Raw genomic sequence first — 15,956 nt, 5'->3', positions numbered from 1 at the left:
TCAGGCGTTCTGGATATGGCGCTGGCGCAGGTCGGTAGCAATAAGCGCCATCCTCGGATTATTCAGGCGGCACCAGCGAATAGCCAGAGCCAGTAGCAGATGGAAGGCGGCAGGTAACAGGCTTTCCAGCGCGGTTATGCCGGAAAGGGATGCCGGGGTCTGGTTTTCAAGCCCTGGCTGATAGGCCACGAAGATAAACACCAGGCTGAGAATGCCTGCGCTGGCGGCCCATGCGAGCTTGATAAAGAACAGATTAAACGCGAAGTTCATGCCCGAAGAGCGCACCCCGGTTTTCCATTCGCCGTAGTCATCGGCAAAGGCCATGATGGAAAAATGCAGCGGCAGCGTGAACCCCAGAATAATGCCGTTGCCGAGAATAACCGCCAGCCACAGCGTTTGATAAGCGGGCCCGGCGGGCAGCATCCACATTCCCACCGCAAGCGCTGCCAGCACCAGGTTGGTGTAATAGTAGAGTTTGACCGTATCAAAGCGGCGGGACAGCGGATTAACGATTACCGCACCCAGAATGGCGGCGAACGTCACCATGGTAAAGAACAGCGAGGCGAAAGCCGCGCTCCCCTGCAACACATAGGTGATGAAATACATGTAGCCGCCACCGCGCAGGTTGAATACGTTAATCAGTAGAAAAGACATCACCAGACTCAGCAATAGCTGGTCGTTTTTACGCAGCCCGGCGAGGTGCTCACGCAGGGTGAATTTGCCCATCAGCGCCAGCGGCACCCGTTCCCGAACCCAGAAGAAACAGCATAAAAACATCACCACGGCGACGGCGCACAGAATGCCAACGCCCATTTGATAACCTTGCGCTGCATTACCCTGGCCGATGACTTCAACCAGCCACGGCAGGCCAACGGAAACCAAAAATCCTGCCACACCGCACAGTACAAATCGCCAGGACTGGCAGGAAATCACCTCATCGTGGCGGGTAGTCATGGTGTTAATAAGCGCGCAGTAAGGCACGTTGATGGCGGTATAACTTACTGAAAGTAAAAGATAGGTCCCGAAAGCCCAGAGAATTTTCATGTTGGCGCTGAGATCGGGCACCGTGAAGGTCAACACGCCGATAATGCCAATCGGCACCGCCACCCAGAGCTGCCAGGGGCGAAAACGGCCATAACGGCTCTGCGTGCGATCGGCGATAATTCCCATTAACGGATCGGAAATAGCATCAAAAACTCGCAGGGCAATAAATAATGTCCCGACAATCGCCGGGGTTAAACCAAAAACATCGGTATAGAAAAAGGTAAGGAAATTCATAATCAGGCAGGTAATTACCGTACCGCCCGCATCCCCCAGTCCGTAACCTATTTTTTCACGGACCGAGAGTTTGTCGTTTACAGCCGATGTTGCAATATCAGTATTATTTATAGGGGTAGAGGTCATGGTTAACGCCTCGCGTCATCGGGTTTAGGAACCTGGATTTGTTATTTTTGACTTTGGCAACGTACCCGGATAATTCTGCACGCAATTCAAACATCAACAAGGCGATGAAAAAGTATAAAAAGGTGACGATTCCGACCTGATGAGAAAACTGTGAAGAAGATCGACAAACAGGGCTAATCCTTCTCCTGTACTGCACATTGTCTCTACACTGCAGGAAGGAAAGCGAAAAGAGAATACTTTAAATGCTTGATTTAAATATTTCTTTGCCGATAACCGTGCAGAACGGCGGGCTATTTATTTCACGTGGAGTGGGCAGTCATCCACAGCGCGAGCTGGATTCCTGGGAACTGATTTTTATCGAAAAAGGGACGCTTACGATCAAAGAGAACGACACGTTATTCAGCGTCAATGCGGGGGAAAGTTTATTACTTTGGCCTCATCGCAAACACGTAGGCGTCGGCACTTTTCCGGAAGATTTAAAATTTTACTGGCTTCACTTTGAACTGCATCCGCAAACTCAAAAGCAAAGTAATTTTCCCGCTTCGCTATTATCTCTGCCGCAGCATGGAAAAGTCCGCGATCCTCAGTACGTTATTTCTTTATTCCGCCAGTTTTTAAGCGAGCAGGAAGCATTAACCCGGAGTACGGCACTGGAATTAATTCTGCTGCTGATAATGCAGCAGCTTTCCATGGCCGCAGGCGATATTCCACAGAAGGAAAACAGCGGCGTGGCGTTGGCTTACAAAGCCCGGCAGCTGATTCGCACCCAGTATCATTTAGCTATCACCACCTCAACGCTTGCCGGACAGCTCCATTGTAATGCGGATTATTTGGGCCGCGTTTATCGACGCGCGTTTCACCTGACGATTACGGAAGCGATTCACCGCCAGCGCGTACTGAGCGCGGAAAAACTGCTGCTGACGGATTCGTGTTCGCTAAGCGAAGTGGCAGAGCGCTGTGGCTTTCAGGACGTGGGTTATTTTCGGCAGATATTTCGTAAGGCGGTAGGGCTAACTCCTGCCGCCTGGAAGCGTCGATACTGTAAGGAGCATATTAATTCAGATTGAAGCTAGCCTGGCTTCTGGTTACGGTTTTCTTTGCCGTACCGGGCACGCAGGGCTTCTTATTTCTTATTTAGCATCGCCTTCAAATCCGCAAAAGGATTGTACGTCGCTTCGCCGACGTCTTTCTGCGCATCTTCGCCAGCGATCACGGTCGAACCGTATTGATCCGCTTCGGTATATTTTGAGTGCTCGTGGTCGTGGCAATACAGGCACAGCAGCTCCCAGTTACTGCCGTCTTCCGGGTTGTTGGTATGGTCGTGATCCATATGGTGAACGGTAAGCTCGCGCAGATTTGAATAGACGAACTCACGGGAGCAGCGCCCGCAGACCCACGGGAAGAGTTTCAGCGCTTTTTCGCGGTAGCCGCTTTCCAGCCGCGTATAGTTTTTCGGGATGATGGCCATAATTGATACCTGATAGAATATGTAAGGTTGAAAGCCAGCGTCCGGCTAAATCCTTCTGATAGCCTTCCCCCATCGGAGGAAGGTTCCGTTAATTCTACTACGCTTCCGCCCAGGCGCGCTCAATCTCTTCAGCCAGAACCTTCACGCCCGCCTCAATTTTTTCCGGCTCCGGCACGTAGTTCATACGCATGCACTGGTGCGTATGCGGCCAGGGTTTATCCAGCCCCGGGAAGAAATAGTCGCCCGGCACCATCAACACGCCACGCTTTTTCAGGCGCTGATAAAGCAGCTCGGTCGTTATCGGCAAATCTTTAAACCACAGCCAGAGGAAAATCGCCCCTTCCGGCTTATGAATCAGGCAGCGTTCCGGCGACAAATAACGGCGAATAACCGCGATGGTTTGCTGCACGCGCTGGTAATAGAACGGTTTGATAATGGTTTCAGACAGGCGCAGCAGGTCGTTGCGTTTGATCATCTCCGCCGCCATCGCAGGCCCGATACCGCCCGGCGCCAGGCTGATAATGCCGTTCATATTGCTGATAGCGGAGATGATTTTTTCATTGGCGATAATAATGCCGCAGCGGCTGCCCGGCAGGCCGAGCTTCGACAGGCTCATGCACAGCACAATGTTCGGGTTCCACAGCGGACGCGCTTCGCTGAAAATAATGCCGGGGAACGGCACGCCATAAGCGTTATCAATCACCAGCGGAATGCCGTGCTGGTGCGCCAGCGCATCAAGTTTAATCAGCTCTTCATCGGTGATAACGTTGCCCGTCGGGTTGGTCGGACGCGAGACGCAAATCATCCCGGTATCTTCACCGATGTGCAGATGTTCGAAATCGACGTGGTATTTAAACTGCCCTTCCGGCAGCAGTTCGATGTTCGGCCGCGCCGAGACGAACAGATCTTCTTCGAGGCCAGAATCACCGTAGCCGATATATTCAGGCGCCAACGGGAAGAGCACTTTTTTGCTGCTGCCGTCGGCGTGTCGACCGGCAAACAGATTAAACAAGTAGAAAAATGCGCTCTGACTGCCATTTGTCAGTGCAATATTCTGCGGCTCAATAGCCCAACCTAATTCGGTGCGGAGCAGGGTAGCAAGCGCGTCGAGAAACTCACTTTTCCCCTGCGGACCATCGTAATTGCACAGCGCGTCAGCCATTTTCCCGCTCGCCAGCATATCTGCCAGCAGGTTCTGGAAATATTCGTTCATCGCAGGTATCTGTGCCGGGTTACCGCCGCCGAGCATAATGGCGCCCGGCGTGCGTAAACCGTCGTTGAGGTCCTCCATCAGGCGTGTAATGCCTGCATGGCGGGTAAATTTGTCGCCGAAAAGTGAAAACGTCATAACGAAGATCTGTCGCTTACTGTCAAAAAGAGGCTAACCATAGCGCCGCAGAAGTCGCGGTGCAAACGCATTATGGATAGCCTGTCATCGTCAATATGCTGACCAGAATAAAATGAATAGCATTAAATGCTGCTACGCTGGGTGCGCAGGCGAATGGCGCTATCGCTTACTGCGGATTACCCGCCCACACCACCATCACTTTGTCATTTCCTGTCTCACGGCTAAATCCGTACCCTTCCCGCATGCTCAACGTGTTCTGCTTGCCTGCACCTATCGCCGGATGGCGAGCGCGGAACTGGCTGATTTTTTCCCAGTGCGCGAGCGTAGCGGCGTTCTGGCCCCAGTTCATATCTGAACGCGTGCCCTGTAACGGATCGGAACCCGTCGGGCCGAACGGGCGCTCGGTTTCATCGCCGTAAAAAATTTGCACCGCGCCGGGAGCCAGCAGAAGCAACTCTGCAGCGCGCTGGCCGCCTTCGCGGAACAGGCGAGTATCATGGGAGGATAGGTAGCTCAGCACGTTGAAATCCTGCAATTTTTCAGCCATCTGCTGCCAGGTGATATCTATGTTCGACAGGCAGTCTGTGGCTTTCGCGGCCTGTTCCTGATAATCAAAGTTGATCATCGCGTCAAAGCCGCTGCTGTAGTAGTCGCTTTTCATTACACCGTGTCCCCAGGATTCCCCCGTCATCCAGAACGGCGCATCGTCCATTTTTTTGTCCGGGTTAGCCTGTTTCCAGGCGGCCAGCGCTTCCACCGACTGGGCTTTTAGCTGTTTCCAGGCAGCTTTTTCAACGTGTTTAGCGGTATCGACCCGGAAGCCGTCAATGCCGTAATCGCGCACCCATTGACTAAGCCAGTGCGTCATGTAATCCCGCACCGTGTAACCCGCAATTTCTTTGGCGTTAGTGTCAGGCTTGTGGCGGTAGAACACCGGCAGGCCGGCGGGCTGCGTTGACTCGGTTTTCAAATCCGGCAGGAAGGCAAGCGACATGGTGAGATCGTCAAAACCCGGATTGTCGTAATCACCGATATCCGTGCGGATCCAGTTCTTACCCCACCAGCTTTGCCAGGCTGTTTTGTCACTGAAATTGATGTAGTCATTAAAGGTGTGCCAGCTCTGGCCGGGGCCGGGCTTCCAGTCGGTCCATTTCTTGCCGAGCGTTTTTGTCAGCTCGTCGCCTTTCAGATACAGCGCGCCAAACTGGTATTCCTGCATATCCGCAAGCGTCGCGTAGCCGGCGTGGTTCATAACGATATCAAACAGGATACGGATGCCGCGCTTGTGGGCTTCGTCCACCAGTTTACGCAGATCGTCTTCGGTGCCCATGTTGGCGTCGAGCTTCGTCCAGTCCATGGTGTAGTAGCCGTGATAGGCGTAATGCGGGAAATCCCCTTTCGTGCCGCCGCCGACCCAGCCGTGGATTTGTTCCAGCGGAGAACTAATCCACAACGCATTAACGCCAAGGTTTTGCAGGTAGTCGAGTTTACCGGTTAAACCGGCAAGATCGCCGCCGTGGAAAGTGGCTATCTCTTCCATGCCATCTTTGTGGCGACCATAGCTGCCGTCGTTTGCGGGGTTGCCGTTCTCAAAGCGGTCAGTTAAGACAAAATAAACCGTCGCGTTGTGCCAGCTAAACGGCGCGGCTTTTTCTGTAGCCGCGCTTTCAAGCAACAGCAAGCCATTGCTGTTTGCCGCCGGCATCATGGTTATCTGCCCTTGCTTAACCGTCGCCGTTTGCCCGCTGTAAAAATCGCGCACTTCACTGCCTTCCGGGAAGGTTTTGCTTACCTCTACGGTCAGCGGCTTACCGTTCCATTTCGGACACTGGCGGGCCACATCGACAGGCGCGGCGGTCGCGGTACTTTTCACGCTCAGCATAAGCGTCGGCGTGCCGCTGCGCATATCGATTTGCACCTGATAATTCCCTGCGCGGAAAAGCTTCCATTGCGGAGCTTCTCCTTCACAGTGCTTAAGCGAGAGCATCTGGTTCAGCATGATAGTTTCGGCGGGCTGCCAGCAGACCTGGTCCTGCTTCAGATTTAGCGGCAACGTGCCTTTCGCCAGCTCAGAATCGCTTACAAACAGGCCAGGCCTTTGTTCTTTAAAAACATTCAGCCCCGTTGCCGACCAGTTTGCCAATGCGAGTCCCGGGAAAAGTAAAAACAGCAGAGGAATTTTTTTCATTTTTTTATCCTTGGGCATCTTTTGACCAGTGTGGCATTGTTTTCACAGGTGTTATTCATCCCCACAAGGACGTTGCGAGGGAGGAGAAAGGAGGGTGAGTGATCGAAGTATCATTTTGCCAAAATTTGCGATAACTCTCGCATATCACGACACTTTTCGCCTTCATAAGAAAATCGTTCGTGACATCGTTTCGGAATCGGATTATTTCTTTAGGTGCCCTGGAACCTTATTTTTGGTAGTATTCGCGTTTACTTTAATCGATTCCTTTGACAATTAAGGCACACGAGACGCATCGATCCGCCCAGGAGATCCAATGATATCAACCCCAATCCGACGATTTGGGGCTGCGATACTTATGTTGCTGACCTTCAGTTTTTCAACTGGAGTAATAGCAAGTAAACATGAGCCAAAATCGCATAAAGCCCACGCCGTTAACGCTAAAACGGTTAAAACAAAAAGCAAGACGCTACACAGCAATAAGACAGCAAGTAAGAATCTGGCAAGCAGTAAGAAAGAGTATTCTCGCAATAGTGAACTGGCATCTCTCCCTGATTTGCGAAAATACCCTTCCGGAACATCAAGGAAAAAAGCGTTTCTCCGGACGGTCATGCCATATATTACCAGTCAAAATGCTGCGATTACCGCTGACCGTAACTGGCTTGTTTCCAGGCAGTACGAAAAACGCTGGTCGCCGTCTGAGCGCGCACGTCTGAAAAGCATCACTCAGCGCTATAAGATTTCGTGGAACGGCAACATTAATCGCGTACCGTGGAATCAGCTAATGGAAAAAGTCGACATCATCCCAACCAATATGGTGGCAACGATGGCGGCGGCTGAGAGCGGCTGGGGCACATCTAAACTCGCCCGCAGCAACAATAACCTGTTCGGTATGAAATGCAGCAAAAGCCATTGCAACAGCGGATCCGGGAAGGTGCGAGGCTATCAGCACTACGATTCGGTGAAAGAAGGCGTTAACGCTTACGTCTTCAACCTGAACACGCACCCGGCTTACAAATCTTTCCGTAAATCGCGCGCGCAGTTGCGTAAAGCCGACCAGGAAGTCACGGCCAGCAATATGATCCATAAGCTGAAAGGGTATTCGACGAAAGGTAAGAGCTATAACAATTATCTGTTTGCGATGTACCAGAGCAACCAGCGCTTTATGCTGGCGAATTGAATAATTAAAACAGCATTGTTAAAACAAAGTTAACTAAAAACATTACACGCCTTCAATCTGAAGGCGTTTTTTTATTTAAACCAGCATCCCACTGTAGCGTTCACGGTGCTCTTTTGGCGTGGCGTCATACTCTTTCTTAAATACCGAATAAAAATACTGCAGCGAAGGATAGCCGCACATCTGCGAAATTTCATTTATCGACAGCGAGGTAGAGACCAACAGGCTGCGCGCTTTCTCCAGCTTTTCCGCATGGATAACCGCATGGATGGTTTCGCCTACTTCTTCTTTAAAGCGTTTTTCAAGGTTAGAGCGCGAAATGCCCACGGCATCCAGCACCTGCTCCACCTTAATGCCCTTGCAGGCATGATTGCGGATGTAGTGCATCGCCTGAATCACCGCCGGGTCATGCAGGGAACGGTAATCCGTTGAGCGCCGTTCCACGACGCGCATCGGCGGCACCAGAATCCGTTGCAGCGGTAACGCTTCGTTATCCAGCAGGCGGTGCAACAGTTTTGCTGCCTGGTATCCCATCTGTCTTGTGCCCTGCGCCACGGAAGACAGCGCAACGCGGGACAGATAGCGCGTCAGCTCTTCGTTATCGATTCCAATCACGCACAGCTTTTCCGGCACCGGAATATGCAAATGTTCGCAAACCTGTAGCAGATGGCGCGCTCTTGCATCGGTAACCGCAATAATCCCCGTCTGCGGCGGCAAAGTTTGCACCCAATCTGCCAGCCTGTTTTGCGCATGCTGCCAGTTCTCCGGGGCGGTTTCGATCCCCTGATACACCACACCACGATATTTTTCTTCCGCAACCAGTTCGCGGAAGGCATGCTCACGCTCTACCGCCCAGCGTTTATTGCTGGAGCCGGGCAGGCCGTAAAAAGCAAAACGATGCACGCCTTTCTCTTTCAAATGCAAAAATGCGCTCTGCACGAGGGCATAATTATCCGTTGCGATGTAGTGCACCGGCGGATAATGCTCAGGCCGATGATACGAGCCGCCCACGCCAACAATTGGTACCCCGGCCCCGTTGAGCAAGCTTTCAATTTCCGTATCGTCGAAATCCGCAATAACGCCGTCCCCCAGCCACTCCTTGATGTTATCGATACGGGCGCGAAAATCTTCTTCAATAAAAATATCCCATTCTGATTGAGACGCCTGCAAATATTCGCCAACGCCTTCAACGACCTGCCGGTCGTAGGCTTTATTGGCATTGAATAACAACGTAATGCGATGACGTTTCTCAAACATGCTAAAGATTCCCAAAATCACCCTGTATTTGAATACCATAGCTACGACAAAGCCGGGGAACCTTACCCCGGCATTGTGATCGCTTGCACATTATCAAGCCCGACGTTTTGTTGCCGAGTCCATCCACACCGCTAACAGCAAAATGGCTCCTTTGACGATGTACTGCCAGAATGTCGGAACGTCCATCATACTCATGCCGTTATCGAGCGAAGCCATGATAAATGCGCCCATCACCGCCCCGGCTACGCTACCGATGCCGCCCGCAAGGCTGGTGCCGCCAATAACGCACGCGGCGATGGCATCCAGCTCGGCAATGTTGCCGGCGGAAGGGGAGCCGGCTCCAAGGCGTGAGCTGAGGATCAGCCCGGCAATCGCCACCATCAGCCCGTTAATGGCAAATACGGCAAGCTTGGTGCGTTCCACGTTAATACCAGAAAGGCGCGCCGCTTCGATGTTGCCGCCAATGGCATAAATACGCCGACCAAACGCGGTGCGGGTTGCCATAAACATACCGGCGAGCAACAGCAGCGTCAGAATCAGTACCGGCGTAGGAACGCCACGGTAATCATTGAGCAGCCAGACGGCGCCCAGCACAATCACCGCGGTAATAGCCTGCCGCCCTACAGCGCCGGTGGAAGAAGCCGCCACCAGCCCAAGCGCCTGACGGCGTACGCGCAGCCGCCATTGCCAGGCCACAAATGCCATCAGCCCCAGCACGCCGACGCCAAAACCAATGCCATCCGGCAGATAACTTTGGCCGATTTGCGACATGGCCGCGCTGGTTGGTGAAACCGTTGTGCCATTGGTGATACCGATCAGCACGCCGCGAAATGCGAGCATGCCCGCCAGCGTCACGATAAACGACGGCACTTTGCGATAGGCTACCCACCAGCCGTTCCAGGCGCCAAGCACCAGACCGAGCGCGAGCGTAACGACAATAGTGAGCGGCAGCGGCCAGCCCAGCCAGACATCAAAGATCGCCGCCACGCCGCCCAATAGCCCCATCATGGAGCCAACGGAGAGGTCAATTTCCGCCGAGATAATTACAAACACCATGCCCACCGCCAGAATGCCGGTGATGGCCGTCTGGCGCAGCAGGTTGGAAACGTTTCGCGCGCTTATATATGCGCCGTCCGTCGTCCAGGTAAAAAACAATACGATCGCTACAATGGCGGCAATCATGACAAAAACTTGCAGGTTCAGCGCCTTCAGGCCCCCGACGGGAGAGGCAAGCGGCGGGGCAAGTTTCATTTCAGACGGGTTGCTTTTCGACATGACGGTCGCTCCTCAGTGCAGCTTCCATGACCTGCTCCTGCGTCAGGTTGTGGTTAATCAGGTTGGCTTTGATACGCCCCTCGTGCATCACCAGTATCCGGTCGCTCAGACCCAGCACCTCGGGTAATTCAGAGGAGATTACAATCACCGCAATCCCCTGTTGTACCAGTTGATTAATGAGTTTGTAGATCTCGTATTTGGCGCCAATATCAATGCCGCGCGTTGGTTCATCAAGAATGAGAATGCGCGGGTTAAGCAGCAGGCAGCGGGCGAGAATCGCCTTTTGCTGATTGCCGCCGCTCAGACGGCCAATTGCCAGCCCCGGCGACGACGTTTTAACCTTCAGGCGTTGAATAGACTGCAAAATGCAGTTTTGTTCTGCGGCCTCGTCCAGGCTGGATAACGCCCCGGCGAACTGGCCGAGCGACGCCAGCGTGATGTTCTGCCCCACCGCCATTACCGGCACGATACCGTCTCTTTTACGGTCTTCCGGCACCATGGCGATACCCTGAGCAATGGCCTGCTGGCAGCGGGTGATTTTTACCGGTTTGTTGTCGATAAAAATCTCGCCTTCCGATTTGCCAGGCCAGACGCCGAACAGACACTGAACGGCCTCGGTACGACCGGCGCCCACCAGCCCGGCAATGCCGAGAATTTCCCCTTTGCGCAGTGAAAACGAAATGTCGTTAACGCGTTTAATATGCCGGTTGACCGGATGCCAGGCGGTGAGGTGTTCAACGCGCAGAATCTCCTCGCCGGTTTGATGCGGCTCACTCGGATACAGCGCCGTAAGCTCGCGGCCCACCATCATGGTGATAATGTCGTCTTCGCTCATCTGTTCGGCGTCGCGCGTGCCGATGGGCTGCCCGTCGCGGATAACGCAGATGGAATCGGAGATGGCTTTTACTTCGTTAAGCTTGTGCGAGATGTAGATACAGGCGATGCCGTGATCCTGCAAATCGCGAATGATCCCCAGCAGCACCGCTGTCTCTTGCTCGGTGAGAGAGGCCGTTGGCTCATCCAGAACCAGCAGCCGCACCTGTTTATTCAGCGCTTTTGCTATCTCAACCAGCTGCTGTTGCCCAAGCCCCAGATCGCCTACCCGCGTATCCGGTGAGATGTTCAGGTTCACCTGCGCCAGCAGTTTCTGGCAGCGAATCGTCATGCTGTCGTAGTCCAGCACGCCGCGGCGCGATATCTCAGCGCCGAGGAATATATTCTCCAGAATGGTGAGGTGCTTCACCAGCGCCAGCTCCTGGTGAATAATGGCGATGCCTTTACGTTCGGTGTCGCGAATGTGGCTTGCCTGGAGTTTTTCACCCGCAAACCAGATTTCACCTTCATAGCTGCCCCAGGGGTAGATACCGCACAGCACTTTCATCAGCGTCGATTTTCCGGAGCCGTTTTCGCCACATAGCGACATCACTTCCCCGGCGTTGACCGACAGGCTGACGTTGTCCACCGCCTTCACCACGCCAAAAGCCTTGGTGATGTTTTTCATTTCCAGCAAGTAAGGCATAACTCTTCCCCCGTCTGGCCTAAGGTTGCCGCCCGCAGCAGGCTACGGGCGATATGGGTCAGAGCTCGCTCTTTTTGTGGAAGCCGTCGGCCACTACGGTGCTGTCGATATTGGTTTTATCCACTCCGATTGGCGTCAGCAGGCGGGATGGAATATCTTTCAGGCCGTTATTAAGCGTGGCGTCGGAGGCTGGCTGTTTGCCTTCGCCTAATTCCACCGCGATTTCAGCGGCGGTATTTGCCAATTTGGTAATCGGTTTATAGACCGTCATGGTTTGCGTACCGGCAATAATACGTTTCACGCCCGCAAGGTCTGCGTCCTGGCCGGAAATGGCGACTTTTCCTGCCAGCCCCTGTGCGCTTAATGCCTGGATAGCGCCGCCTGCGGTGGCATCGTTGGAAGCCACCACGGCATCAATTTTGTTGTTGTTCGCCGTCAGAGCGTTTTCCATAATTTTCAGCGCGTTTTCTGGCAGCCAGCCGTCCGCCCACTGATCGCCCACCACTTTTATTTTTCCGCTATCGATATAGGGTTTTAAAACTTTCATCTGTCCGGCGCGGAATAATTTTGCATTATTATCAACAGGTGAGCCGCCCATTAAGAAATAATTCCCCGTAGGGACTTTATCGACAATGCTCTGCGCCTGTAACTCACCGACTTTTTCATTATCAAAAGAGATATAAAAATCAATATCTGCGTTATTAATCATACGATCGTAGGCTAATACTTTAATGCCTTCGCGTTTCGCCTCAGCGACCACATTACTTAACACCTGGCCGTTGTAAGGAATAATAACCAGCACATCCACACCGCGGTTGATCATGTTTTCAATTTGCGCCATCTGCGTTTCTTCATTGCCGTTGGCGGACTGGACAAATACCTTCGCGCCAAGCGATTCGGCTTTCTTAACAAAAATGTCGCGGTCTTTCTGCCAGCGCTCAAGGCGCAGGTCGTCGATGGCCATACCGATTTTTACTTCTTTAGCGATGCCGCTCATGCTGGTGAGAACGAGCGAGGCGCATAATGTCAGTAAGAGGTTCTTAATCTTCATATTATTGTTACCTGTAGGGTGGTGATTATTCGGATTAAAGAATGGGTTACATTTGCAGACGGGGGAATTGTTGACGCAGTTTTAAATTGCGGCAATTACAGATTTTTATCTTCTCGTTATGATTTTTGGTTTAATTGTCAATTTATGACGGAGATCTGCTTTTAAATTAGTTCGATCGTCAATTTACATAATTTATGGAATAGACCGCAAACGCTTTTCTTGTATATTTTTCAGGAGTTTTTGCGAGGTGGCGCACGTTTGGGTATTCTCGGAAGCGCAGTGTGAAATAACGTAATTGAGCATCCGTCAGGGAAAACCCAGGATAAGTACATATTTGCCTGGCCGCTCGTTTTCCTGATTACGGAGTTCATTATGCAAGCTTATTTCGACCAACTAGATCGCGTACGTTTCGAAGGCCCTAAAACCACCAATCCCCTGGCGTTTCGCCATTACAATCCAGATGAACTGGTGCTTGGCAAACGTATGGAAGAGCATCTGCGCTTCGCCGCCTGTTATTGGCACACTTTCTGCTGGAACGGCTCGGATATGTTCGGCACAGGCGCCTTTGAACGGCCGTGGCAGCAGGCGGGAGATGCCCTTGCGCTGGCAAAACGTAAAGCCGACGTCGCCTTTGAGTTTTTCCATAAGCTGAACGTGCCTTATTACTGCTTCCATGATGTGGATGTCTCCCCGGAAGGCGCTTCGCTTAAAGAGTACAAAAATAATTTCGCGCAGATGACCGAACTGCTGGCGCAGAAACAGCAGGAAACCGGCGTGAAACTGCTGTGGGGCACGGCGAACTGCTTTACCCATCCTCGCTATGGTGCGGGCGCCGCCACCAACCCGGACCCGGAAGTCTTCTCCTGGGCGGCCTCGCAGGTTGTTTCAGCGATGGGTGCTACCCATCAGCTGGGCGGTGAAAACTATGTGCTGTGGGGCGGGCGCGAAGGTTATGAATCCCTGTTAAATACCGACCTGCGCCAGGAGCGCGAGCAGATTGGCCGCTTCATGCAAATGGTGGTTGAGCACAAACACAAAATTGGCTTCCGCGGTACGCTGCTGATCGAGCCAAAACCGCAGGAACCAACCAAACACCAGTACGATTACGATGTGGCGACGGTTTACGGCTTCCTGAAACAGTTTGGTCTGGAAAAAGAGATCAAAGTAAACATCGAAGCAAACCACGCCACGCTTGCCGGTCATTCCTTCCATCACGAAATCGCCAGCGCCATTGCGCTTGGTATCTTCGGTTCGGTGGATGCTAACCGCGGCGATCCGCAGCTGGGTTGGGATACCGACCAGTTCCCGAACAGCGTGGAAGAAAACGCGCTGGTGATGTACGAAATCCTCAAAGCGGGCGGCTTCTCTACCGGCGGGCTAAACTTTGACGCCAAGGTACGTCGCCAGAGTACCGACAAATATGACCTGTTCTACGGCCACATCGGCGCGATGGACGTCATGGCGCTGTCGCTGAAAATCGCGGCGCGCATGATTGAAGACGGCGAGCTGGATAAGCGCGTGGCGAAACGCTATGCCGGCTGGAATGGTGAACTGGGCCAGCAAATTCTGAAAGGGCAGATGTCGCTGGCGCAAATTGCGCAGTACGCTGAACAGCACAATCTGGCGCCGCAGCATCAGAGCGGCCATCAGGAACTGCTGGAAAACCTGGTGAACTACTACCTGTTCGACAAATAAGCCAGTCGTTATATAAATCGTCATCATGCCCGCGCCACGACTCTCGTGGCGCGGTTATAAGGAGTGGTCACTATGTACATCGGAATCGATCTTGGTACGTCGGGTGTAAAAGCGATTCTGCTTAGCGAGCAGGGCGAGGTGCTGGCGTCACGCACTGAACCGCTAAGCGTCTCACGCCCTCATCCGCTGTGGTCGGAACAGGATCCAGAGCACTGGTGGCAGGCAACGGACCGGGCGATGAAAGCGCTGGGCGAACAACATTCTCTCACGGGCGTTAAGGCGCTGGGGATCGCCGGACAAATGCACGGCGCTACGCTGCTGGACAGCAAACAGCGCGTGCTTCGTCCGGCTATTTTATGGAACGACGGCCGCAGCGGTGAAGAGTGCGCCCTGCTGGAAGCCAACGTTGAGGATTCTCGTGGCATTACCGGCAATCTAATGATGCCAGGGTTTACCGCGCCAAAACTGCTGTGGGTCGAACGCCACGAGCCGGATATTTTTGCGCAAATCCACAAGGTGCTGCTGCCGAAAGATTACCTGCGCCTGCGCATGACGGGCGAACTCGCAAGCGATATGTCCGATGCGGCAGGCACGATGTGGCTCGATGTCGCCAAACGCGACTGGAGCGACACGATGCTCGACGCCTGTCGCCTAAGCCGCCAGCATATGCCGGAATTATTTGAAGGCAGTGAAATTACCGGCGTGTTGAAAGCCGATGTCGCGCAGGCATGGAAAATGTCTGCCGTCCCGGTGGTGGCAGGCGGCGGCGATAATGCTGCAGGCGCTGTCGGCGTGGGTATGGTGGATGCCGGGCAAGCCATGTTATCGCTTGGAACGTCAGGCGTTTATTTTGCCGTCAGCGACGGGTTCCGCAGCAGGCCAGAAAGCGCGGTACACAGCTTCTGCCATGCGCTGCCAAACCGCTGGCATTTAATGTCGGTGATGCTCAGCGCCGCCTCCTGTCTGGACTGGGCGGCAAGACTTACCGGCTTAGGCACCGTTCCGGCGTTGCTGTCCGCCGCTGAACAGGCAGATGAAGACGCGGGCGTAATCTGGTTTCTGCCCTATCTTTCCGGCGAGCGCACGCCGCATAACAACCCGCAGGCGAAAGGCGTTTTCTTTGGCTTAACGCATCAGCATGGCCCGGCGGAACTGGCTCGCGCCGTGCTGGAAGGCGTGGGCTACGCGCTGGCGGACGGCATGGATGTGGTACATGCATGCGGCATCACGCCAAAAAGCGTTACCCTTATCGGCGGCGGCGCGCGCAGCCCTTACTGGCGACAAATGCTGGCGGATATCAGCGGGCAAACGCTGGATTATCGCACCGGCGGTGATGTCGGCCCGGCGCTTGGCGCAGCAAGGCTGGCGCAAATTGCCGTGTCGCCCGGACAGTCGCTGCAATCGCTGCTTCCACAGCTTAAGCTGGAACAGCAGCATCAGCCTGATATGGCGCGTCATCAGCGTTATGCCGGGCGTCGGCAGGTGTTTAACCAGATTTATCAGCAGCTTTTGCCGCTGATGTCGTGATATTTTCTGTAGCGGTGGATGGCGCTTGCGCTTATCCACCCTACAAGACA

General features: G+C 53.5%; 12 protein-coding genes. 4 read left to right on the top strand and 8 right to left on the bottom strand.

Annotated elements, in window-relative coordinates:
* Positions 1–1,404: an MFS transporter gene (locus E2L00_RS15320; RefSeq protein ID WP_167613115.1), complete on the bottom strand. Its 1,404-nt coding sequence runs from the start codon at positions 1,402–1,404 to the stop codon at positions 1–3.
* Positions 1,405–1,646: 242 nt separating this feature from the next.
* Here E2L00_RS15320 and E2L00_RS15315 point away from each other — a divergent pair, with 242 nt between their 5' ends.
* On the top strand, positions 1,647–2,471 hold the full coding sequence (locus E2L00_RS15315; RefSeq protein WP_167613113.1) for an AraC family transcriptional regulator: 825 nt from the start codon (positions 1,647–1,649) through the stop codon (positions 2,469–2,471).
* A gap of 56 nt (positions 2,472–2,527) precedes the next feature.
* Here E2L00_RS15315 and yajD read toward each other — a convergent pair whose 3' ends face one another.
* The 3 genes from yajD to E2L00_RS15300 form a co-directional block, all read right to left on the bottom strand.
* Positions 2,528–2,872 carry an HNH nuclease YajD gene (gene yajD / locus E2L00_RS15310; protein ID WP_167613111.1) on the bottom strand — a complete coding sequence of 115 codons (345 nt, stop codon included), beginning with the start codon at positions 2,870–2,872 and terminating at the stop codon, positions 2,528–2,530.
* Positions 2,873–2,969: 97 nt separating this feature from the next.
* Complete coding sequence (avtA, locus tag E2L00_RS15305; RefSeq protein WP_167613109.1) at positions 2,970–4,220, bottom strand: valine--pyruvate transaminase; 1,251 nt, start codon at positions 4,218–4,220, stop codon at positions 2,970–2,972.
* Between the two features lie 166 nt (positions 4,221–4,386).
* Complete coding sequence (locus E2L00_RS15300) at positions 4,387–6,408, bottom strand: alpha-amylase (protein ID WP_167613107.1); 2,022 nt, start codon at positions 6,406–6,408, stop codon at positions 4,387–4,389.
* A 313-nt stretch (positions 6,409–6,721) separates the two neighbouring features.
* Here E2L00_RS15300 and E2L00_RS15295 point away from each other — a divergent pair, with 313 nt between their 5' ends.
* The gene (locus E2L00_RS15295; RefSeq protein WP_167613105.1) at positions 6,722–7,585 is read left to right on the top strand and encodes a protein bax; all 864 of its coding nucleotides are present in this window, start codon (positions 6,722–6,724) and stop codon (positions 7,583–7,585) included.
* 75 nt (positions 7,586–7,660) lie between these two features.
* On the opposite strand, the gene xylR is transcribed toward E2L00_RS15295, so the two are convergent.
* The 4 genes from xylR to xylF all read right to left on the bottom strand — a co-directional run bounded on the left by xylR (position 7,661) and on the right by xylF (position 12,684).
* On the bottom strand, positions 7,661–8,839 hold the full coding sequence (gene xylR, locus E2L00_RS15290; protein ID WP_167613103.1) for a D-xylose utilization transcriptional activator XylR: 1,179 nt from the start codon (positions 8,837–8,839) through the stop codon (positions 7,661–7,663).
* Between the two features lie 93 nt (positions 8,840–8,932).
* Positions 8,933–10,114 (bottom strand): xylose ABC transporter permease XylH, encoded by a 1,182-nt coding sequence (xylH, locus tag E2L00_RS15285; protein ID WP_167613102.1) that lies wholly within the window; start codon positions 10,112–10,114, stop codon positions 8,933–8,935.
* Positions 10,092–11,633 (bottom strand): xylose ABC transporter ATP-binding protein, encoded by a 1,542-nt coding sequence (locus tag E2L00_RS15280; RefSeq protein ID WP_167613101.1) that lies wholly within the window; start codon positions 11,631–11,633, stop codon positions 10,092–10,094. The genes xylH and E2L00_RS15280 overlap by 23 nt, the downstream gene beginning before the upstream one ends.
* 58 nt (positions 11,634–11,691) lie before the next feature.
* Positions 11,692–12,684 (bottom strand): D-xylose ABC transporter substrate-binding protein, encoded by a 993-nt coding sequence (xylF, locus tag E2L00_RS15275; RefSeq protein WP_167613100.1) that lies wholly within the window; start codon positions 12,682–12,684, stop codon positions 11,692–11,694.
* 372 nt (positions 12,685–13,056) lie between these two features.
* On the opposite strand from xylF, the gene xylA reads away from it, so the two are divergent.
* Positions 13,057–14,379 carry a xylose isomerase gene (xylA, locus tag E2L00_RS15270; RefSeq protein WP_167613099.1) on the top strand — a complete coding sequence of 441 codons (1,323 nt, stop codon included), beginning with the start codon at positions 13,057–13,059 and terminating at the stop codon, positions 14,377–14,379.
* A 72-nt stretch (positions 14,380–14,451) separates the two neighbouring features.
* Positions 14,452–15,906, top strand: coding sequence for a xylulokinase (gene xylB / locus E2L00_RS15265; protein ID WP_167613098.1), 1,455 nt, complete (start codon positions 14,452–14,454; stop codon positions 15,904–15,906).
* Positions 15,907–15,956: the final 50 nt, after the last annotated feature.

Source organism: Cedecea colo, from assembly GCF_011808225.1.
GTDB classification, from domain to species: domain Bacteria; phylum Pseudomonadota; class Gammaproteobacteria; order Enterobacterales; family Enterobacteriaceae; genus Dryocola; species Dryocola colo.
The sequence above is the reverse complement of the archived record's forward strand: the minus strand, read 5'-3'. Positions and strand labels throughout refer to the sequence as shown.

Excerpts from the sequence above, each read along its gene's own strand:
- avtA (WP_167613109.1), bottom strand. The coding sequence starts at position 4,220 with ATGACGTTTTCACTTTTCGGCGACAAATTTACCCGCCATGCAGGCATT.
- E2L00_RS15315 (WP_167613113.1), top strand. The coding sequence starts at position 1,647 with ATGCTTGATTTAAATATTTCTTTGCCGATAACCGTGCAGAACGGCGGG.
- xylR (WP_167613103.1), bottom strand. The coding sequence starts at position 8,839 with ATGTTTGAGAAACGTCATCGCATTACGTTGTTATTCAATGCCAATAAA.
- xylF (WP_167613100.1), bottom strand. The coding sequence starts at position 12,684 with ATGAAGATTAAGAACCTCTTACTGACATTATGCGCCTCGCTCGTTCTC.
- xylA (WP_167613099.1), top strand. The coding sequence starts at position 13,057 with ATGCAAGCTTATTTCGACCAACTAGATCGCGTACGTTTCGAAGGCCCT.
- E2L00_RS15300 (WP_167613107.1), bottom strand. The coding sequence starts at position 6,408 with ATGAAAAAAATTCCTCTGCTGTTTTTACTTTTCCCGGGACTCGCATTG.
- E2L00_RS15320 (WP_167613115.1), bottom strand. The coding sequence starts at position 1,404 with ATGACCTCTACCCCTATAAATAATACTGATATTGCAACATCGGCTGTA.
- yajD (WP_167613111.1), bottom strand. The coding sequence starts at position 2,872 with ATGGCCATCATCCCGAAAAACTATACGCGGCTGGAAAGCGGCTACCGC.
- E2L00_RS15295 (WP_167613105.1), top strand. The coding sequence starts at position 6,722 with ATGATATCAACCCCAATCCGACGATTTGGGGCTGCGATACTTATGTTG.
- E2L00_RS15280 (WP_167613101.1), bottom strand. The coding sequence starts at position 11,633 with ATGCCTTACTTGCTGGAAATGAAAAACATCACCAAGGCTTTTGGCGTG.
- xylH (WP_167613102.1), bottom strand. The coding sequence starts at position 10,114 with ATGTCGAAAAGCAACCCGTCTGAAATGAAACTTGCCCCGCCGCTTGCC.
- xylB (WP_167613098.1), top strand. The coding sequence starts at position 14,452 with ATGTACATCGGAATCGATCTTGGTACGTCGGGTGTAAAAGCGATTCTG.